The organism is Hoeflea prorocentri (assembly GCF_027944115.1).
GTDB classification, from domain to species: Bacteria; Pseudomonadota; Alphaproteobacteria; order Rhizobiales; family Rhizobiaceae; genus Hoeflea_A; species Hoeflea_A prorocentri.
Map to the genome: position 1 here is coordinate 3743931 of NZ_JAPJZI010000001.1, position 25282 is coordinate 3769212.

25 protein-coding genes and 1 tRNA gene are annotated in these 25282 nt (G+C 60.1%); 20 read left to right on the forward strand and 6 right to left on the reverse strand.

The features are described 5' to 3' along the window. Positions 1-36 precede the first annotated feature (36 nt). A complete protein-coding gene (gene phoR, locus OQ273_RS17535) occupies positions 37-1305 on the reverse strand; it encodes a phosphate regulon sensor histidine kinase PhoR (RefSeq protein WP_267991891.1) in 1269 nt (422 codons plus the stop codon). 192 nt (positions 1306-1497) lie between these two features. On the opposite strand from phoR, the gene ppk2 reads away from it, so the two are divergent. Beyond that, complete coding sequence (ppk2, locus tag OQ273_RS17540) at positions 1498-2382, forward strand: polyphosphate kinase 2 (protein WP_267991893.1); 885 nt, start codon at positions 1498-1500, stop codon at positions 2380-2382. 21 nt (positions 2383-2403) lie between these two features. Here the strand turns inward: ppk2 and OQ273_RS17545 are convergent, their stop codons facing one another. Continuing rightward, complete coding sequence (locus OQ273_RS17545; RefSeq protein WP_267991895.1) at positions 2404-3576, reverse strand: hypothetical protein; 1173 nt, start codon at positions 3574-3576, stop codon at positions 2404-2406. A 311-nt stretch (positions 3577-3887) separates the two neighbouring features. Here OQ273_RS17545 and OQ273_RS17550 point away from each other — a divergent pair. The 4 genes from OQ273_RS17550 to OQ273_RS17565 all read left to right on the forward strand — a co-directional run bounded on the left by OQ273_RS17550 (position 3888) and on the right by OQ273_RS17565 (position 5933). Beyond that, positions 3888-3963: transfer RNA gene (locus OQ273_RS17550), tRNA-Thr, on the forward strand. A 166-nt stretch (positions 3964-4129) separates the two neighbouring features. Next, positions 4130-4618, forward strand: a complete 489-nt coding sequence (locus OQ273_RS17555) for a peptidase associated/transthyretin-like domain-containing protein (RefSeq protein ID WP_267991897.1) — start codon at positions 4130-4132, stop codon at positions 4616-4618. Positions 4619-4623: 5 nt separating this feature from the next. After that, positions 4624-5286 (forward strand): ferric reductase-like transmembrane domain-containing protein, encoded by a 663-nt coding sequence (locus OQ273_RS17560; protein WP_267991899.1) that lies wholly within the window; start codon positions 4624-4626, stop codon positions 5284-5286. Further along, on the forward strand, positions 5283-5933 hold the full coding sequence (locus tag OQ273_RS17565; protein ID WP_267991901.1) for a 2-hydroxychromene-2-carboxylate isomerase: 651 nt from the start codon (positions 5283-5285) through the stop codon (positions 5931-5933). Before OQ273_RS17560 ends, OQ273_RS17565 begins: the two co-directional genes overlap by 4 nt. Positions 5934-6007: 74 nt before the next feature. On the opposite strand, the gene OQ273_RS17570 is transcribed toward OQ273_RS17565, so the two are convergent. The 3 genes from OQ273_RS17570 to OQ273_RS17580 form a co-directional block, all read right to left on the reverse strand. Beyond that, complete coding sequence (locus tag OQ273_RS17570) at positions 6008-7042, reverse strand: NADPH:quinone reductase (protein ID WP_267991903.1); 1035 nt, start codon at positions 7040-7042, stop codon at positions 6008-6010. Then, positions 7023-8750: a M28 family metallopeptidase gene (locus OQ273_RS17575; protein WP_267991905.1), complete on the reverse strand. Its 1728-nt coding sequence runs from the start codon at positions 8748-8750 to the stop codon at positions 7023-7025. The genes OQ273_RS17570 and OQ273_RS17575 overlap by 20 nt, the downstream gene beginning before the upstream one ends. A gap of 210 nt (positions 8751-8960) precedes the next feature. Beyond that, positions 8961-9752 (reverse strand): IclR family transcriptional regulator, encoded by a 792-nt coding sequence (locus OQ273_RS17580; RefSeq protein ID WP_267991907.1) that lies wholly within the window; start codon positions 9750-9752, stop codon positions 8961-8963. Positions 9753-9829: 77 nt separating this feature from the next. On the opposite strand from OQ273_RS17580, the gene OQ273_RS17585 reads away from it, so the two are divergent. The 6 genes from OQ273_RS17585 to OQ273_RS17610 all read left to right on the forward strand — a co-directional run bounded on the left by OQ273_RS17585 (position 9830) and on the right by OQ273_RS17610 (position 16246). Next, positions 9830-10621, forward strand: a complete 792-nt coding sequence (locus OQ273_RS17585) for an aspartate/glutamate racemase family protein (protein ID WP_267991909.1) — start codon at positions 9830-9832, stop codon at positions 10619-10621. A 36-nt stretch (positions 10622-10657) separates the two neighbouring features. Continuing rightward, the gene (locus OQ273_RS17590) at positions 10658-12304 is read left to right on the forward strand and encodes an ABC transporter substrate-binding protein (RefSeq protein WP_267991911.1); all 1647 of its coding nucleotides are present in this window, start codon (positions 10658-10660) and stop codon (positions 12302-12304) included. Between the two features lie 66 nt (positions 12305-12370). Next, on the forward strand, positions 12371-13309 hold the full coding sequence (locus OQ273_RS17595) for an ABC transporter permease (protein WP_267993133.1): 939 nt from the start codon (positions 12371-12373) through the stop codon (positions 13307-13309). Beyond that, on the forward strand, positions 13302-14213 hold the full coding sequence (locus OQ273_RS17600) for an ABC transporter permease (protein WP_267991914.1): 912 nt from the start codon (positions 13302-13304) through the stop codon (positions 14211-14213). The genes OQ273_RS17595 and OQ273_RS17600 overlap by 8 nt, the downstream gene beginning before the upstream one ends. Positions 14214-14219: 6 nt before the next feature. Further along, entirely contained in the window at positions 14220-15236 is a 1017-nt protein-coding gene (locus tag OQ273_RS17605) for an ABC transporter ATP-binding protein (protein WP_267991916.1), read from the forward strand. After that, positions 15233-16246, forward strand: a complete 1014-nt coding sequence (locus OQ273_RS17610) for an ABC transporter ATP-binding protein (RefSeq protein ID WP_267991918.1) — start codon at positions 15233-15235, stop codon at positions 16244-16246. Before OQ273_RS17605 ends, OQ273_RS17610 begins: the two co-directional genes overlap by 4 nt. A 47-nt stretch (positions 16247-16293) precedes the next feature. Here the strand turns inward: OQ273_RS17610 and OQ273_RS17615 are convergent, their stop codons facing one another. Further along, positions 16294-17052 (reverse strand): GntR family transcriptional regulator, encoded by a 759-nt coding sequence (locus OQ273_RS17615; protein ID WP_267991920.1) that lies wholly within the window; start codon positions 17050-17052, stop codon positions 16294-16296. Positions 17053-17190: 138 nt separating this feature from the next. On the opposite strand from OQ273_RS17615, the gene OQ273_RS17620 reads away from it, so the two are divergent. The 9 genes from OQ273_RS17620 (at position 17191) to OQ273_RS17660 (ending at position 25264) form a co-directional block, all read left to right on the forward strand. Then, positions 17191-17562, forward strand: coding sequence for a TIGR04076 family protein (locus tag OQ273_RS17620; protein ID WP_267991922.1), 372 nt, complete (start codon positions 17191-17193; stop codon positions 17560-17562). Further along, positions 17555-18604: an aldo/keto reductase gene (locus OQ273_RS17625; protein WP_267991924.1), complete on the forward strand. Its 1050-nt coding sequence runs from the start codon at positions 17555-17557 to the stop codon at positions 18602-18604. Before OQ273_RS17620 ends, OQ273_RS17625 begins: the two co-directional genes overlap by 8 nt. Then, the gene (locus OQ273_RS17630) at positions 18601-19383 is read left to right on the forward strand and encodes an ABC transporter ATP-binding protein (RefSeq protein WP_267991926.1); all 783 of its coding nucleotides are present in this window, start codon (positions 18601-18603) and stop codon (positions 19381-19383) included. The genes OQ273_RS17625 and OQ273_RS17630 overlap by 4 nt, the downstream gene beginning before the upstream one ends. Beyond that, a complete protein-coding gene (locus tag OQ273_RS17635; protein WP_267991928.1) occupies positions 19376-20113 on the forward strand; it encodes an ABC transporter ATP-binding protein in 738 nt (245 codons plus the stop codon). The genes OQ273_RS17630 and OQ273_RS17635 overlap by 8 nt, the downstream gene beginning before the upstream one ends. After that, positions 20110-21021 carry a branched-chain amino acid ABC transporter permease gene (locus OQ273_RS17640; protein ID WP_267991930.1) on the forward strand — a complete coding sequence of 304 codons (912 nt, stop codon included), beginning with the start codon at positions 20110-20112 and terminating at the stop codon, positions 21019-21021. The genes OQ273_RS17635 and OQ273_RS17640 overlap by 4 nt, the downstream gene beginning before the upstream one ends. Beyond that, on the forward strand, positions 21018-22001 hold the full coding sequence (locus tag OQ273_RS17645) for a branched-chain amino acid ABC transporter permease (protein WP_267991932.1): 984 nt from the start codon (positions 21018-21020) through the stop codon (positions 21999-22001). The genes OQ273_RS17640 and OQ273_RS17645 overlap by 4 nt, the downstream gene beginning before the upstream one ends. Before the next feature lie 13 nt (positions 22002-22014). Next, positions 22015-23274, forward strand: coding sequence for an ABC transporter substrate-binding protein (locus tag OQ273_RS17650; protein ID WP_267991934.1), 1260 nt, complete (start codon positions 22015-22017; stop codon positions 23272-23274). Between the two features lie 45 nt (positions 23275-23319). Continuing rightward, positions 23320-24789, forward strand: a complete 1470-nt coding sequence (locus OQ273_RS17655) for an aldo/keto reductase (protein WP_267991936.1) — start codon at positions 23320-23322, stop codon at positions 24787-24789. A 187-nt stretch (positions 24790-24976) separates the two neighbouring features. Beyond that, positions 24977-25264, forward strand: coding sequence for a hypothetical protein (locus OQ273_RS17660; protein WP_267991938.1), 288 nt, complete (start codon positions 24977-24979; stop codon positions 25262-25264). Positions 25265-25282 lie beyond the last annotated feature (18 nt).

Here is a 25282-nt window from a genome sequence, read left to right on the forward strand (position 1 = left end):
TTTTTATTATTTTTATTTTGAATCCACAGTGGTTTTCTAACGCTGGGGTGCGCCAAACTTTACACGGAAGTCCGACCCTTTGCCGACTGTCGAATGAACAATGAGCCTTGCCCTGTGGCGGGTCAGAATATGTTTGACGATCGCCAATCCAAGCCCGGTTCCCTTCTTTGAGCGGCTGGCTTCGACATTGACACGGTAGAACCGTTCGGTCAGGCGCGGCACGTGTTCGCGCGGGATTCCGGGGCCGTTGTCACTGACACTGACCTCCACGCCATCGCCGTCATTTTCGCCTGACGGCATCACACTGACGCGGACCTGTCCGCCGCTCTGGCCGTATTTACATGCGTTCTCGATCAGGTTCTCGAAAACCTGGACGAGTTCGTCACGATCGCCGGTCACGACGACCGGCTGGTCCGGAGCGCTGATTTGAATACCGACACCCAGTTCCTCCGCCAGCGGTTTGAGTGAATCCGAGATGTGATTGATCAGCGGCACGAGGTCGACATTGTCGGTCGGCATCACATGGGCCTTCAGTTCAAGGCGCGACAGCGACAGAAGGTCGTCGACAAGCCGTGTCATACGGCTTGCCTGCTCGTGCATGATGCCGAGAAAACGGTCCCGGGCCTCAGCGTCCTCACGTGCGGGCCCCCGCATTGTTTCGATAAAGCCGAAAAGCGAGGCAAGCGGCGTGCGCAATTCATGGCTGGCATTGGCGATAAAGTCCGACCGCATGCGATCCATGCGGCGCGACTCGCTCTGGTCGCGGAAGGTCAGCATATAAAGCTCGCTGCCGCCTTTCATCCCGGCAATGCCGGTCATGGGCGCCACCCGCACAAGAAACCAGCGTTCAGACGGAACCTTCTCGATGTGCTCTATCGAATCGGCATGGCCCGTTTCCATCACAGTCCTGACCATGTCGAGAATGGCTGGCGAACGCAGCATGGACGACAGATGCGCGCCCTCTTTCATGGCGCCAAACTGCTTGACGGCCGCGCTGTTGAGGAATTTGATCACGCCGCCGGGCGCCAGGATTATCGCCGGATCATCCATTGCCTCACAGGTATTAAAAACGATCGCCTCAAGCGGCTCGCGCCTTTCCTTGCGCAGCATCCTTTCCTGGCGGCGGGCAACACGCGACTGCACCGGCAGGCCCGCTGCCGCAAAGACCAGCGCAAGCCCAAGAAGTGCGTGCCACAGCGGAACCTCGCGCGACAGCGACGCCAAAAGCGACAACACGGCCGCAACGACGAGGATATAACGCGCATCGTAGAGACGCTGAACAACTCTGTGCGTAAGTTCCTGCATGCCTTCCAATATGCCTTGTAACCGGAATTCCGCTTGCGCCTACCGTGCTTTTCACCAGACCGTTAAGCCCGGCCCTTCTTCCGGTTAAGACGGCCGGATGACGGATTGATGAACGCACATGGTGGAAAATCAGGTTCCGACCCAGCCCCTAATGCGGGTATAACAGGCTAACGGCAAACGGGAAATGACATGATGAGCAAGAAACAAGCGGACCGCTCGGTCGATCTGGAGATCAACGGGCATAAGCGGCATTTCGATATCGACGATCCCGATCTGCCGGGCTGGGTGACAAAAAACGCGTTCACCTCGGAGAACTATCCCTATGAGGAAAAGCTGGACCGGGACGACTACAACGAACAAATCAGAGCCCTGCAGATCGAGCTGGTGAAGGTCCAAGCCTGGCAGCAGAAAACGGGAGAGCGCGTCATCATCGTTTTCGAGGGTCGGGACGCCGCCGGCAAAGGCGGATCAATTGCGGCAACGCGGGCCTACATGAACCCTCGCATGGTTCGGATCGTTGCCCTTCCGAAACCGACCGAGCGCGAGCGCGGCCAGTGGTACTATCAGCGTTACGTCGATCATTTCCCGACGTCAGGCGAAATGGTGCTGTTCGACCGGTCCTGGTATAATCGCGCCGGCGTCGAACCGGTGATGGGTTTTTGCACGCCTGAGCAACACGAACGCTTTTTGGGCGAGACGCCCGACTTTGAGCACATGCCCGTGCGCGAAGGCATTCACCTGTTCAAATTCTGGCTCAATATCGGCCAGGAAATGCAGCTCAAGCGGTTTCACGACCGCAGGCACAATCCGCTGAAGGTGTGGAAACTGTCGCCCATGGACATTGCGAGCCTGCAGAAATGGGGCGACTACACGCAAAAGCGCGACCTGATGCTTGAGCATACGCACAGCAACCATGCGCCATGGACTGTGGTGCGGGCCAATGACAAACGGCGGGCCCGGCTCAATCTGATCCGTCATCTTCTGACACGGCTTCCCTATGAGGGCAAAGACGCCGGCGCGATCGGCAAGATCGATGAACGAATCCTCGGCTCCGGGCCCGGCTTCCTCGTGGACTAAGCCCGGCGCCGCTGTCGCAACTCAGTTTTGCGGCTGGATACGGATCGCAAATATGTCGACACCGTTTCCGGCACCGGTGATATCGCTGTTGAGTGCCAGATATCCGGCATCGCCGGTCGACGGCACCTTGCTCAGGTCGATGCCGAAGACCACATCGCCGACCTCGTAGGTGACGTCAAAACGGTGGCGGCCGCAGTCATTGTTGGCAGCAAGCTGACATTTGACATAAATCTGCGTTGGCGTGTCAGTGCTGGACCGCAAGGTGATGGCGACCAGCGATTTGCGCCCGGCAAGGCTTTGCATGACGGATGCCGGCAGTTGGAACAACACCTCGCTGTCGCCACCGCCATCGGGTGAGACGATCTGGAGAGCCGGACCGGCTCCCGTCTCGGCCAATGCCGCCCTGGCGTTGCCTCTGCGCTGGACGCCTTCAGGATTCTGTGGCGTGAAAATTTGCGTCCAATCGCCCGAAAAAGTTCCGTCAGTCGGGGGATTGCCGGCAAAGTCACCGCCTTCAATCTTTGCCGGCGGATTGGGCACGCTGGTGTCGCGTTCCTGCTGGCTGATGAATATGCCGCTGTAGACCGACCACAGAATGCCGATACCCACAAAGGCGATCAAAAGCGAAATCACCAAAATGATAGAAAAGACAGGGCGGCGGCGTTTGGTCTTGGCCCCACGCTTCGGCGAGGCCGGTTCCGCGCCCAGCAGATCGGCATCGACCTTGGCGCGCTTCTTGCGGCGGCGCGGCTCCCGTTTTTCCGCGACGGGCGCTGGAATATCGCCCGGCTCAATGCGCTCGGCCCGCAAAACATCCTTGGAGGGCTGGCGGGGTTTGCTCTTACGCACCGGTTCCTGGCGGCGCTGCCGGGGCTGCCTTGGCTGGCCCGCCTGCGGGTCCGGAGGCGGTGCAACGCGCTCCGCATCTATACCTGCCGACCTGCGCTCCGGGCGCGGTTCGCGCCTCACGGGTGACGGCGCTTCGGCGGCAACATACTGCGCCTCAATTCCCTCGATCAGCTCTTCAAGACGACGGTTCTGGTCCGAGGCGGCGTCGCTGCCCCAGGTTCCCTGTTTGGCCTGGCTGTTCGTCAGGGCCTCGCGGGCGGACTGGTAGACACGCTCGCGCAATTTCGGATTGCCACCGTCGACCGACTGCAGCGCCTTGCGGATCGCTGTCTCGAATGTCTTCACACGCAACTCCAGTCAGCCGGTCTGTCCCGTCGCTCAAGCCCCAAAGGGCAACAAGACTGACGAGCGGCCACGGTCCTGTCCTCTTGGAATCTCTCTTATCAGCTAAGAGTGTGTTTACAAACCCGACCAGCCGAGCAGTCTGGGGAAAGGCACTGCGGATATGATCCAGCGGCATCAGACTTACCGGTCGCGCACCGGAACGATCGCCGGCGAAAAACACGGCAGGCGGCAAAATTCGCCATTCGGCGTCTTGAATTGTGCGCCGATTGGGGGTAATCGCCCTGCATCCTTTCTTGCCGGTCACGGCACGGGCTGCTGTAGCTCAGTTGGTAGAGCACGTCATTCGTAATGATGGGGTCGGGGGTTCGAGTCCCTTCAGCAGCACCATCTGGTATCCAGCAAGGCCTGAAATCACGAAACCGTGAGAGCGGATTTCGCAGCCTTTAGGCTTATCAGGCTCGGAAATCGCCGCAATCGCTCTATAATTCCGCAATGACAATGTCAGAACCTACTTCAAAGGCCGACCATGTCAGGCCCTGCAGGAGACATCGACATGACGACTGACCTCATCACACGCCGGACCCTGCTCGCCGCCAGCGGTGCCGTCGTTGCGACCGGAGCATCCGGGCTGCTGATCCCGGCCCGCGCCAGCGGGCTGGAACCGACACGGTCGATGCGCGGCGGTTCCAACAATTACCGCAAGGGCGCACCCATCGTAGAGCGGATTGGCGGCGGCGGCTTCTGGATGAGCGGCACCGTGCGCCGCGCGGGAGACGGCGCGCCGCTTGCCGGACAGCGCATCCAGATCTGGGCCCATACCACCGAAGGGCATGAACGCGACCCGCACAGCCACGGGGCGACACTCACGGATGCCAACGGCGTTTTCCGTCTCGAGATGCCGCAGATTGTCCCCGCCTTCGGTCAACCGCATGGTCACCTGGCCTATGACAGCGGTGAATTCGAAACCGTCTTCCTGCGCCCGATCATGTCCAGTTCAAAGGACACCAGCCTGGAGGCGCATTTCGTCCTTCAGCCGGCCTGACGGCATTGGATCCGGAGACGAGCGGCAAGACCCGCACACGCCTGATCTGGTTGGCGCTTGCCGCTGCTCTCGCCGTACCGATTGCCCTTGCAGCGGCGAGCCCGCTGCTTGCATGGCGCAGTCCGGTCTACATTGCCGCCGGATTTGCCGGCGTGATCGCAATGGCTCTTCTGCTGCTTCAGCCATTACTGGCGGGTGGATATCTGCCGGGCCTTTCAGCCTATCGCGGACGGCACATTCACCGGTGGGTCGGCATTGCGCTGGTCAGCGCTGTGGTCATCCACGTCGCGGCTCTTTGGATAACCAGTCCTCCGGATGTGGTGGACGCGTTGCTTTTCAGATCGCCAACGCCGTTCTCCGCCTGGGGGGTGATTGCCATGTGGGCGGTTTTCGCGGCGGCATTCGTGGCCGCCACGCGGCCCCGGCTGCGCCTGCGCCCACGAACTTGGCGCCTCGTTCACACGTCCCTCGCGACAATCGTCGTCGTCGGCAGTGTCGTCCACGCCCTGCTGATTGAAGGCACGATGGAGACGGTGTCGAAGGTCGCGCTGTGCACGCTGGTGGTCATAGCAACCTTGAAAGTTATAACCGATCTGAAAGTATGGGCTGTCAGGGCGAATGGATTGACACGTCCTGTGGCGCACAAAGAGCGGAGCGATAAGCATTGAAGATCATCGAGTATTTCTATTCCGCGCATTCCGCCTTCGCCTATATCGGATCAAAACGGCTGCTGGAGATTTGTTCCGAACATGGTTGCAGACTTGAGCACCGGCCCATCGGGCTGAGCCCGGTCGTCCGAGCGGCGGGCGGAAAGCCGTTTGCGGGCCGCACCCAGCGGCATGTCGACTATTATTTCGGCCGGGAGGTCGAGCGTTGGGCGCAGTTCCGCGGCGTTCCGATCATCAACTTCCGGCCGACTTTCCACGACAATCCGCTGGACCTGCCGAACGGCATGCTGATCGCAGCGATCGATCAGGGTGCGGATGTCGACACGCTGTCCCATGCTATTCTCGAAGCCCATTGGCAAGACGATGCGGATCTTGCCGATCCCGAGGCTCTTGCAAAGGCGGCATCAGCCGCCGGTATAGATCCGGCACCTCTGCTGGATGCAGCGTTGACGGAGCCGATCCAGGCCATGCACCAGGCCAACACCGACGAAGCGATCGCCCGCGGCCTGTTCGGATCGCCGACCTATTTTGTCGATGGCGACATGTTCTACGGACAGGATCATCTGGAGCTTATGGAGCGTGCGCTCAAAAAGCCCTTTGCCCCGGCATCCTTCAAGAACCCGCGAACAAAACTGTCGACAGGCTGACGTCACTGTCTGTCGGGGCTTGCTGCGGGGCGCCGACACGGCCCGCCGCCAAGGCGCGGCACACCGCTGTACCGCTAAGGAACTTCGATGACAACGTTGCCAATGGCAGTGCCGCCCTCCACCATCTCATGGGCCTCGGCTATCCGCTCAAGCGGGAAGCGGGCGGCAATGGCGACCTGAAGCTTTCCGGTTTCGGCCAGCCCATCGATGAAAGTGGTGGCATTGGAAAGGACATCGGGCGTCAACAGAAAACCCTGCACAAACCGTAGAGTCGCGCCACAGAAGGCGAAGTCGTAATAAGGCAGAACAGGCTCGGGAACGGCCGTTGACGAATAGGCCGCAACGACACTGTGCGGTTTCAGCAGGCGGCGTGTTGCTTCAAGATTTGCGCCGAAGTCCACCTCGACCACCCGGTCGACACCTCTGCCATCTGTCAGGTCCAGAACCCGGGCAACGACATCTTCATCATGACGCATGATGATGTCGTCAACGCCGCAGGACTGCACATGGGCCGCCTTTTCGGCATCGCTGACGGTGGCGATGACCCGCGCGCCGGCGGAAAGCGCGAACTGGGCGGCGAAATGGCCGACCGCACCGGCAGCCCCGGTCACGAGAACCGTCTTTCCGCCCACCGATCCGTCGGCAAAGACTGCGTCATAGGCGGTCAGCGCCGGGATGCCGAGACATGCCCCCGCGGCAAAATCCAGTGAGGACGGAAGCTTGAAAACCTGTTCTGCCGGCAGGCAAATCCGCTCGGCTGCTGTGCCGTATGCCCTTCCCGCCTCGCCGTAGCCGCCTTGCGCGTTGCGCATCCATACGCGATCGCCCGGTTCAAACCCGGTTACGCTCTCGCCGACCGCCTCAATCACGCCCGCACCATCGGCATGCGGCACAATCAGCTCGTGGGTCATGGAAAGTCCACCCCAGCCGGCACGGCGTTTGACATCGGCGGGATTGATCCCGGATGCGTGAATGCGCAGCGCCACATCGCCAGGGCCTGGCGTTCCGATCATGCCGTCAGGAAGATCACCGACCTCCAGAACACTGGAGGCCGGTCCTGTCTCGCGATACCAGGCCGCCCGCACCAGGCTAGCCGTTTGCCCGCTCAACCTCGCGCTTTGCCTGCCGCAGCGCCGAGACCAGCCGGTTCTGGCCGCGGGTAAGCTGTGTCAGCGCAAAGCCCTCGCCCTCGCCTTTATGATAGTCGAGTTCGGCAGCCGTAGAGATTGTCGGCAGCGGCGGGACCGTCAGGGCCGGATCGTGACGGAAACGCGCTTCCCGTGTGAAGTTGATCGGAACGAGGATGCGCGCCAGGTCCTGAATGACCGCATTGGCGACAGCCGGAGCGATCGAGCCGGAAGATACGCCGCTATAGAACGCTTCGAGCGCAGCATGGAGTTCCTCCGTCGCCTGTTTGGAGGCGGAGAGATCAAACCGGTCGCCGGCCTGCTGCTGATAGGTGCCGATGGTCTCCAGAAACTCACTGGTGGTCGCACGCCAGTCGAAGGGAAGGATTTCGGCGTTGGCGTTGCGGAAGACGCTGAGCAGGTAAAGCTTGATGTCGCGCTGGAGGATTTCCTTGTCGGCAATCTCCAACGTGTCGTTCTCGGTATGCCAGGCAATGTTGCCGCCGCAGCCGCCGACCGCGTAGTAACCCTTCTCCTCTCGCATCGCGACGGTCATCGTCGAAGACAGCATGAAGTAGCTCGAAATACCGATATTGTTGAAGGAATAGTCGCCGGCACGGTGCGGCCGCTCGCCGAAAGTCGGTTTGCCGGCGACATCCTCAATCGCCTTAGCGATAAAGGCATCGGCCTCGGACATGCGTGACAGGTTGAGGAACTCGGTCGCCCAGCGGCAGCCAGGGCTGTCGCAATTGACCTGGGCCACGCAATTTTCCTCAAGGTCGATGGCGAAGGCATCGGCAAACCAGGTGGAACCTGCGTAGCGTCCGGTGGAGTGGCCGGGCCACCAGGCAATGCGGACGGAACGGTCGAGCTTGTCGCGGTTCTTCCACAACACGCGCGCAACCTCCAGCATCGTTGCATCGCCAGTCGCATTGTCACCGACACCGACATCCCAACTGTCGAGGTGTCCGTGCAGCAGGACATATTTTTCCGGCTCCTTGTTGCCGGGGATGAAGACCTCGGGCAGCTTGGAGCTGAACCAGCCTTCCTCCATCTCGGCAAAGAGCTTGATCCGTCCGCCGGCCTTGGCGATTTCGATCAGCTCCTGTCCATCGGGATTGTTAACGGCCACGGATACGACATTCGGCTTGCGCGGCAGATCGTCGAGATCGGGCGTTCCCCAAATGCTGGTGCAAATCCCCCAATGGATATCAATCCCCGGGTTGATGCCAATCACGCCGATGGCGCCCAGTTCCTCGAATTGCGCGATCATGCCCGGGCTTGCATAGCCCTCGGACATGACAATCTTTCCTTCGATCATCGAACGCACGTCGCGTGTCGGATCGAGCTTCTTGTCGAAGATCGTGTCGATATCATCCGCCTGGTTCGCACCGATATAGACGAGCTCACCCTCAAGCCCGTCGCGGGCATCGACACTGTAGGCCGGCGGCTTTGCGCGAAACGTCTTGCCACCGGCCTCGACACGCGCCTCACCCGGCAGGCTGAGATAGAGTTTGGGCTGATGAACCTTGACTTCAACGCCGTGGGCCCTGAGGCGCGCGACGACCTCCTCCATGCCCCGGTCGACATCCGCCGGGTGTTCCCGCTTGAATGTGGAAAAGCTCTCGACCAAGCCCCAGGGCTCATCCAGGCTGACTTCGGACAGGAGTGCTTCTTCTAGTTCATTCATCGGGAATCTCCTCACTGGACGGATGGAAACGGCAACCTCCACGTGCCCCGGAAGGCAAATCGCACTCAGCCACTTGTTTCACTCAATAAAACACTGTTTTGTTAAAAGAAATACCAAGCTTGATCGACCAAATCAAGTGCAAGCGCAAAACGCGCCGCCAGATGGCAGCCCGCGGCTTGGTTTTACAATCAGCCTGGGAATATGCCGGAACTACCAGGCGGCCGCCTGGAATTCGCGCGCGGGCGCGCCGATCCCTTCGGAAATCTTGCCGGCGGCATGCAGCACATCCTGAAGGATTTTGCCCTGCTTGTCCGGATCGAGACGGGCAACCGGGCCCGCGACCGAGATCGCCGCGACGATGTCCCCACCCGGCCCGAAGATCGGAGCGGCAACGGAGAACGCGCCCTCATCGAGATCGTTGCGCGTTACATGAAAACCGTCTGCTGCGATCTGCATCAGCTTGCGCTCAAGTTCGGTCGGATCAGTTATCGTCTCCGAGGCAAAACTCGTCAGGGGACCGGACAACGTTTCAGAACGCACCTCTGGAGGCGCAAAGGCCAGCAGCACCATCGATCCGCCACCGGCGTGCAGCGGTCCGTGCCGTCCGGGCGCAGCATAAAGACGCATGGAGTGACGGCTTTCGCGTGTCGTGACAACCAGGGCATTGAGACCGTCGCGGACCAGAAGGTTTACGTTCTCGTTGAAATGCTCGCGCAACGTATCCATTTGAGGCTCGGCCACCAGAAGCAGGCCGCGTTGCTTCGCTGCTTCGTCTGCAAGATGGCCGGCGCGGTATCCAAGACCATAAAGGGCGCGTTCAGAATCCTTGGCCACGTAGCCTCTGGCTTCCAGCGTGTGAAGGATGCGGAAAACCAGGCTCTTGGTCATACCCAGCTCAACGGCAAGTTCAGTCACGCCCAACTCGCCCCTTTCACCCAGAACTTCCAGCACGCTCAGCGCCCGATCCACGGCAGCGATGCGATAATCTTTGGCCTCACCCATGACACACCCTCCGGCCGGGACTTGCAAGGCACCGGCAATTCACGTAGTCTTAACAAATTAAAACAGTGTTTTGCTGTATGAAACAGCAATTGTCAAGCTACGGGTCATCAATCATGCGCATCGCCTATGCCGTTCCAGGACCTATGTCAAAGGGCCCGATGGGCCGCGCGGAAGTCACGCGCCGCGAGAAACTTCTCAACAGCTGGGCCTTTGAGGGCACGACAGTCGAAGTCCGGGATGTCGCAACAGGTCCGGCCTCTATTGAATCGGCCTATGAAGAGGCGCTTTCGATCCCGCCCACGCTCGATCTCCTGATGCAGCTTGAGAATGAGGGCTATGACGCGGCGATCATCGGCTGCTTCGGTGATCCGGGCATAGAAGCTGCCCGCGAGCTCGTTTCCATGCCGGTGGTGGGCCCGTGTGAATCATCCATGCTGCTGGCGGCATCGCTGGGACACAAGTTCAGCGTCCTCACACTCTTCGATTCCCTTATCGCGGGCCAGGAATATCTGGCGGTCCGGGCCGGTGTGCGGGAGAAACTCGCCTCCGTCAGGGCCACCGGAATTCCCGTGCTCAGCCTGATGACCGATGTCGACGCCACCAAGGCGCGGCTGGTCGAGGTTTCCAGCGAATGTGTCGAACAAGACCGCGCCGACGCGGTCATCTTCGGTTGTATGACCATGTCGTTCCTCGACATGGCGGACGAAATTTCAGCGTCAGTCGGCGTTCCCTTCATCAATGCCGGCAAGACGGCGCTGAAGCAGGCCGAGACGCTTGTATCGATGGGGCTATCCCATTCGAAAACCGCCTTTGCGACACCTCCCAAAGTGTCGGACGGGCAAACGGTCGCCGACCTCAAGGTCGGATAAGAACCGCAAGACGAAACAGACCAGGGAGAATGGAACATGAGGAAGCTCTTAGGAATGGCCGTCCTGCTCGCGGGGGCGGCAATAGGCACACAGGCCCTTGCGGCCGGTGACCAGATCCGCGAGATCAAACTGACAACCAGACCGCAGGCAGCACAGCCGCAGGAATTCCAGTTCATTCAGCTCATTGCCCAGGAATGGCGCAAACTCGGCCTTGACGTAAAGGTCGATGTCATGCCGTGGGAGCAGATGGCCGATCTCGTCTGGTACAATCGCGACAAGTGGGACACTACGGGATGGCAGATGGTCGGCAGGCCGGAGCGCTCCGACCCGGACGAACTGATCTATAACCTCTTCCACTCTTCGACTGCGCCCAAGGGTTACAACTTCATCGGCTACAGCAATCCGGAACTCGATGCGACCGTTGAAGCGCAGCGTATCGAAACCGATCCGGACAAGCGTCAGGAACTGCTTTACAAGGCTCAGTCCATTCTGGCCGAAGACCAGCCGAACCTGATGCTGGTGCATCCGAAATCCACCTTCGCATTCGACAAAAATGTCTGGGACGCGGCGTCCGTGGTCGATCAGGGCGGCATCGGCATCAGAAACACCTGGACATTTATCCAGATGGAGCCGCTTGGCGAGCAGAAAGACATCATCCTGAACTCGTCCGACAATATTCAGGGCATCAACCCGCTATGGATCTCGGGCGGAACCGACAGCTGGATCACCGAACTGATCTGGGACCGGCTGCTGCGCATCGGTCCGGACGGCTTGCCGCAGCCCTGGGCCGCTGAAAGTTTTGAGTGGCTTGACGACAAGACGATCAAGCTGACGCTGCGCGACGGCATGATGTGGCATGACGGCAAGCCGGTGACGGTGGACGATGTCAAGTTCTCCTTCGAAGCTGCGATGGGCGACGAAGCGCCGATGTACAAGCCGTTTGTCGGAAACATCGAGGCAATCGAGACCGATGGCGACACGATCACCTTCAAACTCAAGAATGCGACCGCTGCGTTCCTGACGGCCAGCCTCGCCAAGCTCAACATCATCCCCAAACATGTCTGGGAGCCGGTGCTGACGGATCTGGCGACCAAGGAAGACAATGCCGAGGACTATCAGGAGCCTGCTCCGATTGGTTCCGGACCGTTCAAATTCGCGTCTTGGACGACCAATGAAGAGGTCGTGCTTGAAGCAAACAAGGATCACTTCTCGCCTCCCAAGGCCGAGCGCTGGATTCTTCGGATCGTGCCCAATACCGAGGCTGCCATCGGCATGCTGCGGTCTGGTGAAATCAACTTTCTGTCGGATTTCTCCGGCGATCCGAAGATCCTGCTTGATCTTGTAGAACAGGATGGTGACCTGGAAGTGGTGTCGACGGTCGACATGGGCTTCCGTTACGTGGCCTTCAACCATCGCCGGCCGCCGTTCAATGATCCGGAATTCCGCAAGGCGCTGTCCTATGCAATCAATCGGGATCTGATCGTCGGCGCCGCGTTCCGGGGATTTGCCGTGAAATCGAATTCGGTGATTTCGCCTGCCCTCGGCTTCTGGCATAACGACGCGGTCAACAGTTTCGACACCGGCTCGGACGTTGCCAAGTCGATCCTCGAAAATGCCGGCTACGAGATCAAGGGCGGTGCGCTGCACTATCCCGATGGTGTAGCCGAAACACTGGCCGACTAGTCCGCTAAAAGCCGGAGGACCCGAACCATTCTCGGTTTCAAACAAATAGGCGGCCGCCTGGCGCAACTGGTATTCGTGCTCTGGGCGGTCGCCACTATTTTGTTCCTGATGTTCCGGCTGATGCCCAGCAATCCGCTGGCGGCCTATATCGACCCGACCTTTACCGAAGAGCAGCAACAGGCACTGATGGCGAAGTTCGGCCTCGACCGGCCGCTTTGGGAACAATATTTCATCTATCTGAAGAATCTTCTGCAGGGCGAACTCGGCGACAGTTTTTTCTACCGCCAGCCTGTCGGCGAGCGTGTCCTGGAACTTTTGCCCAACACGCTGATCCTGACCTTCAGCTCCCTTATCATCGCTTATGCCTTTGGCATTGTCGTCGGTGCCTGGCTTGCCTGGAAGCGCGACACAATCGCCGAACGCGCTGCAATCCCGGTGGTCTTGACGACACGGGCTATGCCAGAGTTCTGGCTGGGCATGTTGTTGCTTGCCGTTTTCAGTTTTACACTCGGCTGGTTTCCGGCCGGGGGAACCCGCAGTCCCGGCTCGGAATATGACGGCTATCTGGCGCTTTATACGTCCGCCGACTTCCTCTCCCACCTTGTGCTGCCGGCGCTGACCCTCGCCATCTACAGCCAGGGCCTTCCGCTCCTTCTCATGCGCTCCAACATGCTGGAGGTCATGAACGAGGATTTCGTGACCATGGCGCGGATCAAGGGGCTTTCCAACTGGACGGTGGTGGTCCGGCATGCGGCCCGCAATGCACTATTGCCTGTCATGACATCCTTTGCCATTGCCGTCGGCTATCAGATCCAGGGCAATGTGGTGGTCGAGACGGTCTTTTCCTGGCCCGGCCTTGGGCGGGAACTGGTCAATGCGGTCTCTGCAAGCGACTATCCGCTGGCGCAAGGCGCTTTTTTGATGATCGCCATCGTCGTCGTTCTGATGAACCTTCTGGCGGACCTGCTTTACAGCCTGCTTGATCCGAGGGTGTCCCATGCCTAGCGATGTGGCGGCCGAGGCAAAACCGGCAAAGACCGGAACACTGATGCGGCTGGTGCGCAAGCTCCACCTGCCGCTGGACGATCCGTTCGCCCTTGCCGGTCTTGCAATTTATGCGGTTTTCATTCTTGTCGCCATTTTTGCCGATCAGCTTGCGACACACGACCCGCTGGAGATCCTCTTCACAAGCGATTATCAGCTTGCGGGCGATCTGCGGCCCGGCGAGGACGGGTTCATCCTCGGCACAACCAGCCTTGGTCGGGATATCTATTCCCAGCTCATCTACGGATCGCGCAGCGCCCTGCTGATCGGCATCACGGCGGCGTTCATGGTTGCGATCATCGGCACGGTGGTCGGGCTTCTGTCTGGATATTTCCGCGGCTGGGTCGACATCGTCCTGATGCGGGCGGCCGATATCGCCTTCGGCATACCGTTTCTGCCTTTCGTCATCGTTCTGTCATCCTTTCTCGAACCGTCCATCTGGAATGTCGTCTTCGCCATGGCGATGATCCTGTGGCGCGATACGGGCCGGGTGATCCGCAGCCAGGTTCTGACGCTTCGCACACGCGCTTATATCGACGCGGCGCGGGTTTCAGGCTCGTCGGATCTCAAGATCGTCTTTCGCCATATCGCACCCAATATCCTGCCCTTGAGCTTCCTTTACGGGTCAATCGCCATCGGCTGGGCCATATTGACGGAAGCTGCAATCAGTTTCCTCGGCTTCGGCGATCCGGAAACGATTTCCTGGGGCTATATGCTTCAGGACGCCTATGCCAGTCAGGCCCTGTCGACCGGCGGATACTACTGGTTCGTACCTCCGGGCATCTGCATCGTGCTTGTCGTCGTTGCCGGTTTCTTCATCAGCCGCGGCTATGAGGAAATCCTGTTTCCGAAGTTGAAGGAGTAGGCGGCGATGGACAATGAACTGCTTCGTGTCAACGGGCTGAAAATCTCCTATGCCGTCGCCAACGCCAAGGTGCGGGCCGTCGACGATGCGACATTCGCCATTCCGCGCGGTTCCATCGTCGGGCTGGTTGGGGAATCGGGATGCGGCAAGACCACTGTCGCCCGCGGGCTGACGCGCGTCATGGCCAAGGCCGCGCGCATAGACGGCGGGGAGATCCTGTTTGACGGCACCGATCTTCTTGCACTCAACGAAACGGAGATGAACCGGCTCCGCTGGCGCGATATCGCCTTTATCCCGCAAAGCGCCATGAACTCGCTCGATCCTGTCTACCGCATCGAGCAACAGCTCAATGAAGTGCTGATCCAGCGCGGCGGCATGAGCAAGGCCGAGGCGCGGCGGCGCTCGGAGGAACTGTTCGAGATGGTCGGCATTGAGCCGCGGCGGCTACGTGACTTTCCGCATCAGTTTTCCGGCGGCATGCGCCAGCGGGTGGCCATCGCGCTGGCGCTGGCGCTCAATCCGAAACTGGTGATCGCCGATGAACCTGTGACCGCGCTCGACGTGATCGTGCAGCGGCAGATTCTCGACACGCTCAAATCGCTGCAGGAAAAGCTCGGCATCTCGGTCATTCTGGTCACGCACGATATTTCCGTCGTCGCCTATGTGTGCGACCGCATCGTGGTGATGTATGCCGGCCGCGTGGTTGAATCCGGTGACACCGAAACGGTTCTGACCAAACCGTGCCATCCCTATACGATGGGGCTCTACAACGCCTTTCCGGATCTTCAATCAAGCGCCGGTCTCCTGACCCCCATCGAGGGGCATCCGCCGGATCTTCGCGACCCGCCGACAGGTTGCCGCTTCGCACCACGTTGCCCGTTCGTCAAAGACCAGTGTCGCAGCACCGATGTCGCGCTTGTCGATGTCGGCGGCGGTCATGCCTCGGCCTGCCTGAGACATGCGGAAGCCAATGCGCTGCGCAAGGAGGCCGAACGGTCCGAGACCTGGGCGGCGATGGCATGAGCGATGCGGTGAAACAGAACATTGCCGAGACGGCGAGGCCGATGGTCGAGATCGCCAATGTGCGCAAGCATTTCTCGGTCGGCAATCCGCTGATGGCTGCGCTGCGCGGCGGCTCGACCGTCGTCAAGGCGGTCGACGGTGTGGAGTTCTCACTGATGAAAGGTGAGAGCGTCGGCTTGCTTGGAGAATCTGGCTGCGGGAAAACCACCATGGGCCGCCTCTTGCTGAAGCTCGAGGAAGCGACCGACGGTCATATCATGTTCGAGGGCGAGGATCTGGCCGAGTGTCAGGGCGAAAAGCTCAAGGCTTTCCGCACCAAAGCCCAGATGATCTTCCAGAATCCGTTCGAGGCGCTCAATCCACGCTTCACTATCGCCCAGTCGCTGGCCGAACCGCTGGACAATGCGGGCGTCAAGAAATCCGAACACAAGGAGCGTATTCACCGTGCTCTGGAACTGGTGCACCTGCCCAGTCCGGACCAGTTCCTTTCACGGTTTCCGCACCAAATGTCCGGCGGACAGTTGCAGCGCGTGGTCATGGCCCGCGCTCTGATCCTGGAGCCGAGTTTCGTTGTCGCCGACGAACCTGTTTCGATGCTCGATGTCAGCGTGCGCGCCGGCATTTTGAACCTGTTTCGGGAGGTTCGCGAGAACCTTGGGTTAACGGCCATCTATATCAGTCACGATCTGGCGCTGGTGCGCTATGTCTGCGAACGCACGATCGTGATGTATCTCGGACGGATCGTGGAGGACGGGCCGACAGAGGACATCGTGCGCGAGCCGATGCATCCCTATACGAAGGCGCTTGTGGCTGCCGTGCCGGTACCGCATCCGGATCAATCGCACGAAGCCCTGCCGATCAAGGCCGGCGCGCCCGATGCGCGCAACCCGCCGTCAGGCTGCCGCCTTCGCGATCGTTGCCCGCATGCGTTTGATCGCTGTGCAATCGAGGAACCGAAGGCGACGGTCGTCGGCAACCGCAAGGTTCACTGCCATCTGTTCGACCAGTGACCGGCCCAACCTGCCAGCTCAACGCGGTGACGAAGGTCACTCGCTCCTCATCCCGGCTTTTGCGTATACGCATCCAGTATGTCAAAGGACCGCGAAATATCGGTTACCAGCGCTTGTTTGGCAGCGGCGGCATCACGGTCACGCACCGCGGCGATGATGCGGCGATGGTCCTTGTGGCTGCCGCGGATATTGGGGTCGATCGTGTAGTGGATCAGGTTCAGAAATGGTCCGTATTGCAGCCACAGGCTTTCGATGAAGCGCAACAGCGTGGGCGAGCCGGCGCTTGAATAGAGCGTGAAATGGAACAGTTGATTGGACTTCAACTCGTCGATCGGCGTCTTGGGTTTTTGCGCGGCAGCCTCGTCGAGGATTACCTCCAGCCGGTCGAGTTCCTCCGATGTCGCGCGCTCGGCGGCAAGTTCGGTCACCATGGATTCGATGCCGATGCGTGCCTGTTTGAGGTCGATGAGCCTTGAGCGGCGAAGCGGAGGCACACGTAACGCGCGCGCCGGCGCGTCAACCAGTGCCCCCTCAGCCACCAGGCGCCGAACCGCTTCACGCACCGGTGTGATGCTGGTCTCGAACCGGTTTGCTAGTTCACGCAGATTGAGATAATCGCCCGGCGCAAAATAGCCGACCATGAAAGCGTCCTTGAGCTGGTCGTAAACCAGTTCACGCAGATTGACCTGTCGCGCAGGACCGAGGCCCGGCATGACATCGTGCGCCGACGATGCAGGCTCATTCGAGACCGTGCTTTCGGCACTGGCGGAAACATCTGTCACAGCAGCCAGGCTGTCCTCGCTCACAATTCACCTCCCAAAACCCGGTTCGACGACCCGGCCATATCAAATGCGGCTGAAAAACTTGACTTTGAAGCCGCTGCAAAGCACGTTTCACTATAAGATATCACAAATAACATATCACAAAAGGCGGGGGAACGTCGATTGGAGGAAAGACCTTTTGAGCTTTACGATCTCAAGGTGGAGGTCGTTGCGGGCGATAAGCCCATGGTGTGCAATCATCCCGAGGGCTCTTATTTCCTTGTCGAGGGCGAGAACCTCATCTTTCCCGACCGCAATCACTTTCCAATGTATCCGCTGGCGGGGCTGATCCCGTTTCTGCCGGCCAAACAGCGGGTCACCGATGACAATGACTGGATGAGCACCGATGCGGAGATCGCCTGTCCCGATCCGCATTGCGGCGGTCGCTTCCGCATCACGCGATTGAAGAAACGCCGGTTCACCCATGCCGGCACGTCGGGACTGCCGGACCGACGTGGAACGCCCTACTGGCAGGAGGCCGGCGGCAATGAGTAAGACGGCAACGCTGCGACCCGGCTACTCGTTTTCTCGCATCATCAAAGGCGGGTGGCAGCTTGCCGGCGATCACGGTCCGGTCGACCGGGCGCGTTCCGTCGCGGACATGGAGCGTTTTCTGGACGCCGGCATCACCACCTTCGACTGCGCCGATATCTATGTCGGCGTTGAGGAGATGATTGGCGAATTCATCGACAGGGTGCGCGGAAACCGCGGCTCACAGGCGGCCGACGAGATCAAGGTGCACACCAAGCTGGTGCCGGATTTCGATCGGTTGGAAACAGTGGGGCCGGCCGATATCGAGGCCATTGTCGACCGGTCGCTTCGCCGCCTGCGACTCGATCAGCTCCCGCTTGTGCAGTTTTACTGGTGGGACTTGTCGATCGGACGCCCCCATGAGGTGCTCGATTGTCTGAAGGATATACAAAGGCGCGGCAAAATCAGGTTGCTCGGCACGACGAACTGGGATGAGGCGGCCATGGAGCCCTTCATCTCCGCCGGTTTTGATCTTGCGTCGACACAGGTTCAATATTCCCTTCTTGATAATCGGCCGGCAGGCGACTTTGCCCGCTGGTGCGGCGCAAACGCGATGCAGATCCTCGCCTACGGATCGCTGGCCGGCGGTTTCCTGACCGAAAAATGGCTGGGTACCCCCGATCCGGGTCACACCTTCTCCAACAGGTCGCTGGTGAAGTACCGGCTGATCATCGACGAATTCGGCGGCTGGGATCTGTTTCAGGTCTTGATGAAAGTACTCAAGTCAATCGCCGGCAAACACGGTGTCACGCTGAGCGCCGTTGCCAGCCGCTGGGTGCTGGACCAGCCCGGGGTCGGCGCAGTGATCATCGGTGCACGCACCGCCGACAGGCTGAGTGAGACCACGGCGATCTTCGATCTTGCACTCGACGATGAAGACAGGAAGGCTATCGGTGACGTGCTCGGGCAGCGCTTTGGTCCCGAAGGGCCGGTCTATGGCCTCGAACGCGACAAGACCGGCCGCCACGGGCGGATCATGAAATACAATCTTGGGACTGCATCATGACCGATCTGTCCCATGCCCTCCTCGAAACCCGCTCGGTCAGCGTCTCATTTGGCGCCTTCAAGGCTGTCGACGCGGTTTCGCTGAAGGTTACGGAAGGATCGATCACCGGGCTGATCGGCCCGAACGGCGCCGGCAAGTCGACACTCTTCAACGCTATTGCCGGCGAACAGGCCTGCGACAGCGGCGAAATCCGGTTTGACGGTTCTCGCATTGACGGCCTTGCCTCCAACGACGTGCACGGCACCGGCCTTGCCCGCACTTTTCAGATACCCAAACCGTTTGCCGCGATGTCGGTGCTGGAGAACCTCATGCTTGCGGCTCCGGATCAGCCCGGCGAGCAGTTCTGGGTCCCGGTAATCGCACGCGGAAGGATCGCTGCCCGCGAGAGGGAAATTCTTGAAAGGGCCCATGAAATCCTTGCCTTCACCACGCTTGAAGGCGTCGCGTCGGAAGCAGCCGGGCAGCTATCCGGCGGACAGCAGAAACTGCTGGAACTTGCCCGCGTGCTGATGAGTTCGCCGAAGATGATCATGCTCGATGAGCCGGCGGCGGGTGTGAACCCGACCCTGACCGGCGTGCTGATCGAGAAGATCGAGCAGTTGAACGCGGACGGGTGCACCTTCCTGATCATCGAACATGACATGGATCTGGTCATGCGTCACTGCGATACGATCGTCGCCATGACGAACGGACGCATCATCTATGAGGGCGACGCGGCCGGCGCGCAGTCGAATGAGATGCTGCTCAACGCTTATCTGGGGGCGGGTGCCGATGGCTGACGCAGCGCCCTTTCTTGAGATTACGAACCTGACCGCCGGATATAAACGCGGCCTGCCCATCGTTCAGGATCTCAGCCTTCAGGTCGCGGGCGGCGAGGTCGTTACGGTGATCGGTCCGAACGGCGCAGGCAAATCGACCGTGCTGAAGGCCATCGCCGGCCTTATTGTCATCGAAGGCGGGACAATCCGGCTTTCGGGGTCCGATATTGTCTGCACCGCGCCCGACAGGCTCGGACAGTTCGATCTTTCCTATGTGCCGCAAACGGCCAATATCTTTACAACGCTGACGGTTGCGCAGAACCTCGCGCTTGCGGCGCGGCGCTGCCGAACCGCGCCACAGGAGCGGATCGCGGCGATGCAAGAGCTCTTTCCCGACCTTTCAGACCATCGCAACATACGCGGCGGTGGCCTTTCGGGCGGCCAGCGGCAGATGCTGGCCATCGCCATGGCCATGATCGCCGAACCGCGCATTATCCTGATGGATGAACCGACGGCGGGGCTGTCGCCCAAGGCGAGCCAGGATGTTCTGAAGGTGGTCAGGTCCATTGCCGAAGACGGCGTGTCGGTTCTTCTTGTCGAGCAGAATGCCCGCCTGGCGCTCGGCATATCCGACAGAGCCTATATACTCGCCGACGGACGAAACCAGCTCGACGGGTCTGCCCGCGACATTCTCAACGATCCGGCCGTTGCCGAGATTTATCTCGGCGGACGCAGAAAGGGGGCGGCATGATCCAGGCCCTCTTTGACGGGATCCTTGTCGGCTCGGTCCTGTCGCTGGGCGCGATCGGTCTGACCCTGGTGATGCACATCCTGCGCTTTGCGAATTTTTCGCATGCGGAACTGCTGTCCGTCGGCGCCTATTGCGCCCTGACCTTCGATGCAATCCTTTCCGCCGTCGCTCCGCCGCTGCAGACCCTGATCGGACCCTTCTCAATGTCGTTCGCGCTTGCTCTGGCAACGATCGTCTCGGTGGGAATAACCGGGCTGACGGCGGTGCTTGTCGACCGGCTGGTTTTCAAACGTCTGCGCGCAACCGCCGGCCCTTTGACGCTGGTATTCGCCTCATTCGGTGTCGCGCTCATTATGCGCAATGTGATTGCTCTGGTTTTTGGTCTGCATTCACAACGTTATTCCGACGATATCTCCTTTGCGGTGATGATCAGCGCTGATCCGCTGCTGCTCATCAAGCCCGATCAGGTCATCATTCTTTGTATCGCCGTCGTCGCGATGGCGGCGCTGCATCTGTTGCTGAACCGCACGACGCTCGGTTTTGCGCTGCGGGCTGTCGCCGAAAACCCGACCTTGGCACAGGTCAATGGCATTTCCATGCCGTCCATGGTGCGGCTGACCTGGATGATCGGTGGAGGTCTCGCCGCGGTCGCCGGCGTTCTTTACGGGCTCGACAATCAGCTCAGCCCGGTCATGGGACGCGATCTCGTGCTGTCGCTCTTTGCCGCTGCAATCGTCGGCGGACTGGGCAGCGTCAGCGGCGCGGTACTTGGCGGGTTTATTGTCGGCCTGGCCTCCTCCTTTGCCATTCTCCTCCTGCCCGCCGGATACAAGCCGGCCATCCCCTTTCTGGTTATCCTGGCGACGCTTTATTTGCGTCCGAACGGACTTTTCGGAGAGGCGCGATGATCGGTTTTGCCTCCTATCTGATGTTCTTCCTGACGATCACGGCTATTCTCGCGATTGCCGTTCTGGGGCTCAATCTGCAATGGGGCAATGCCGGCATATTCAATGGCGGTGTCGTCGCCTTCTTCGGCATCGGCGCCTATGTCATGATCATTCTCGGCGGGCCGGTGCGGGCGGGCGAGTTCGGAGGCTTTCAGGTCGTCTGGCCAATCGCGCTGCTCGGCGGTGCCGCGGCGGCAGGCGCACTGGCCTATATTGTCGGGCTGGCGACGACGCGGCTGAGGCATGATTATCTCGCCATTGCCACCTTCGGCGTTGCGGTCGCAATGGAAGCGTTTGTGCGCAACGCGACGTACCTGAGCGGTGGCGCCAAAGGCATTCGCGGGTTTGAGAGGCCCCTGGAGGAGGCCATCGGCAACCCGTTCCTCTACAATGTGTTTTTCCTGGTTCTTGTCGTCGTGGCGTTGGCGGTCGTTTATGCGGGCCTGTCACGTCTTGTCGCTTCGCCCTATGGCCGCTTGCTGCGTGCCATTCGCGAGGACGAGACGGCGGCAAAGGCTCTCGGCAAGAACCCGGCCCGGGTCCGACTCGAAGCCTTTATCATCGGGGCGGTGATCATGGGGCTCGCCGGCGGGCTTTATGCAACATTTTATGCCTTCATCAGCCCGCAGGACCTGGCGCCGATCCTGACGTTCCAGATCTGGGCCATGCTGATCGTCGGCGGAGCCGGAAACAATCGGGGCGCGGTCCTGGGAACATTCGTCGTCTGGGGCTGCTGGGTTGCAAGCGGCTTTGGTCTTGCGAGCTTCGCACCGCCTCACATCCAGATTTACGCCGGCACGATTCAGTATATTCTGATTGGTCTGATCATCGTCATCGCATTGCTCCTGCGCCCGCGCGGACTGTTGCCGGAACAATTGCAGATAACGACCCGAACGACATCCGGCTTTCCTGGCCGCACCAACCAAAAACTGCAAAACTGAAGGGAGACACACCATGAACTTTACACTCAAAACAGCTCTCGGAGCCGCTGCACTGACCGCCGGGCTCTCGGCGGCGCCTGCACTGGCTCAGGACTGCACGACAACCATTGGCGCGGTCCTGCCCACATCCGTGGACTGGGGCAGGCCGATCGCCGCAACCGCGCAATTCGCCGTCGATCTGTTCAATGAGGCAGGCGGCGTGAAGGGCTGCAAGGTTGAAATGACCCTGCGTGATACACAGACCGATCCGAAGGTCGGTGTTGATGCCGCCAAGGCGCTTGTCGATCTGGAAAAGGTCCCGGTTCTGCTCGGCGCGGTGTCGTCGGGTGTATCCATGCCGATCCTGACCTCGGTGACGGTGCCGTCAAAGGTCATGCAAATGTCCTGCTGCTCATCCTCGACCGCCTTCACGGCCATCGCCGAGGAAGGAAAGACGGACGGACTATGGTTCCGCACCTTCGCGACGACTCGCAACCAATCGGCCGTTGCGGCCCTTCTCGTCAAAGAGCGCGGTTACAAGAATGTCGCCGTCTTCTACAAGAATGACGACTGGGGCCAGGATATCAGCAATCTGGTGAAGGCGGATCTTGAATCCATGGGCATAACCGTGCCTGCTGCCATCGCCATCACCGATGGCCAGTCGTCTTACCGGTCTGAAGTCACCGAAGCGCTGAAGGCGCAGCCGGACGCAATCTATATGGCGCTCTATCCGACGGAAGGCACGCTCGTCGCACGCGAATGGATTTCGCTCGGCGGCACGCAGAAAATGGTCGTCGCCAATGCGTTGAAATCGGACGACTTCCGCGAAGGCGTTGGCATCCAGTATCTTGGTGACACGGTCGGCCACGACAGTGCGCAACCACGCACGGATAGCGCGCGCGGCTTTGTCGAACTCTACAAGGAAAAGTTCAACGCCGAGCCGAATGGCCCGGGCCTGCCCAACAGTTTCGACGCCGCGATGATTGCGATGCTCGCCATGGAGGCGGCTGAGGAAAACACCGGGACCGCCATTGCCGCTTCCATCGGCAAGGTGACTGACCCGAAAGGGGAGCCGATCTTTCCCAACAAGGACGGATTGATGAAAGCCAAAGAGTTGCTGGCCGCCGGCAAATCGATCTCCTACCAGGGCGGCACCGGACCGGTGAAGTTCGACGCCAATGGCGACGTATCGGCCCCGGCAGTCGCCTGGAAGTTCACCGATAGCGGAACCGAAGAGGTGCAGTACTTCACACTTGACGAAGTGGATGCCTTCATCGCCGGACTTTCAAACTGAACCCCTGCGCCCGGCGGCAACGCCGGGCGTATGACGGAGTTGATCATGGGCGGAACGCCGCATCGCATTGAACTGGCGCCCGGGCTGGGCGTGAGCCGCATCATCACGGGGCTCTGGCAGGTCGCCGATCTCGAGCGCGACGGCAAACTGCTCGAGCCGGAACCGGCGGCCCGTGTCCTGGTCGACTATGCCGACGACGGGTTTGACACATTCGACATGGCCGACCACTACGGCTCGGCCGAACTCATCAGCGGCGAAGCACGGCGCATGCTGATGGCGACAAACGGCACAACCAATGCCCGCTTCTTTACAAAATGGTGCCCCGAACCGCACCAGACCTCGCCCGCAGCGGTGCGTGCCGGCATCAATGAGCGCCGGGAGCGGTTGGGCGTTGACACGATCGACCTCCTGCAACTGCATTGGTGGTCCTTCGATTATCCGGGCTATCTGGACGTGATGGACGAATTGATGCGGCTGAAGCAGGACGGTGTGATCGGCCATATCGGCTTGACCAATTTCGACACCGATCACCTGCATGTGTTGCTTGAGCAAGGCTACGAGATCGCAAGCAACCAGGTCTCCTGCTCCCTGCTTGACCACCGGGCGCTCGGGCCGCTCAGCGCTTTGTGCCTCGAACGGAACGTCAAGCTGCTGGCTTATGGAACGCTGGCAGGCGGCTTCATATCCGAACGCTGGCTGGACAAGCAAGAGCCGGGTTCCGTACCCGACTGGAGCAAGATGAAATATAAGCGTTTCATCGATACAGTTGGCGGCTGGCAGGTTTTCCAGAACCTGCTCGCCTGCCTCAAAAGCATTGCCGAAAAACACCGGGTTACGATCTCCAATGTCGCGACACGCTGGATGCTGGATCAGCCAGCGGTGGCCGCCGTCATCATCGGTGCGCGGTTGACTGAATCCGAGCATCGGGCCTCGAACGCCGCCGTCTTCGGCTTCTCGCTGGATGACACGGACCACACGGCAATCGAAGAGGTCACACAGACCATGGCCGCCGTTCCGGGCGATTGCGGCGATGAATACCGGCGCCCGCCTTTTCTGACCGCTTCGGGCGATCTCAGTCATCACCTCGACACATTGCCGCCCGCCTTTGAGGTCGTTGAGAACAATGGCCGCATTCAGGCGCTTTCCGGCAGCGAATGGGAACCGGTAGCCGGCTATTGCCGGGCCGTACGGCATGGAGACCGGATCCTTGTCAGCGGAACGACGGCGACCCACGGAGAAAACCGGGTTGTCTGCCCGGGCGATGTGCGTGGCCAGACGATCTATATCCTGGACAAGATCGTTGGTGCGGTGCGTGCGCTTGGAGGCACTCCCGAAGACATTATCCGCACACGCATTTATCTGCGCAATGCGGATGACTGGGAAGCGGCGTCGCGTGTCCACGGACGATATTTCGGCGCAATCAGACCTGCCAACACGCTGATCGAAATCAGCCGGCTGGTCGGTGACTACGATGTCGAGATCGAAGCCGAGGCGATGGTCGCCCAGAGCCATTGAATTCGAGTGGTATACAATCTATCTGAGTGTGGTTCTCGCCACAGTCGGCGATGTCTTGCAGGGATAGTATCACGCAGACTTTACTGGACAGACGTTTCTTACGCCTGCGTTGGTGAATAACAGCCTGTCCTTAAGGTTGCAGCAAGGGGTGAGGGTTCTTTGCGGGGACAGGTAAGAGGATTTTGACATGTTGCCCAGGTCGACTCCGCAAATTGCGCTCTTGATGTTCCACAGCGCCATTGGACATGCCTATGGCGAAGTGACAAGCCTCGGCTGGCACGGCTGGCTGACCGAAGGCGATATCAGGCGCATTGAAGAAGACGCAATCACATTGATACGAAAGGGCGAGGCCCTCCCGGAGACACTGCATAATTGTGACCCGGGACCGGCCATTGATGACGCCGAAGAGCTCGCCCGCGCCTTTTTCAGACATATGCGCGCGCATCGGGCACGCCAGCCGGTTGTCTGCCAGTAAATTGGTTCGACGCGGTGC